This is a genomic window from Micromonospora sp. ALFpr18c (assembly GCF_008868155.1).
Taxonomy (GTDB): Bacteria; Actinomycetota; Actinomycetes; order Mycobacteriales; family Micromonosporaceae; genus Micromonospora.
The window spans coordinates 1-313 of record NZ_WBKR01000471.1; the positions used below are offsets into that span (position 1 = coordinate 1).

Here is a 313-nt window from a genome sequence, read left to right on the forward strand (position 1 = left end):
GCCCAGAGCAGGCCGATCTTGAACGAGTTCCAGAACAGCTCGTCGCCGAGCAGCTCGCGGTAGTTGGCCAGGCCGGTGAAGCTGACCTCGACGTTGCGCCCGGCCCGGGCGTCGGTGAAGCCGAGGTAGATGCCCCGCAGCAGCGGAAACACCGACAGCACCAGGATCGGCAGCAGCGACGGCAGGAGCAGCAGGTAGATGGCGGTGCGGTCGGAGCGGAACCGGTGCGGTCGGCGGGCCGGGCCGGGCCGCTCGACGTCCGGTCGTTCGGCCAGGGTGGTCATGCGGTCACCCCTTCGCTGGACGGGTGGGT

General features: G+C 70.3%; 1 pseudogene. It reads right to left on the reverse strand.

The window, feature by feature from the left end:
• Positions 1-284: pseudogene (locus tag F8271_RS31735) on the reverse strand (sugar ABC transporter permease); the annotation flags it as partial.
• Positions 285-313: the final 29 nt, after the last annotated feature.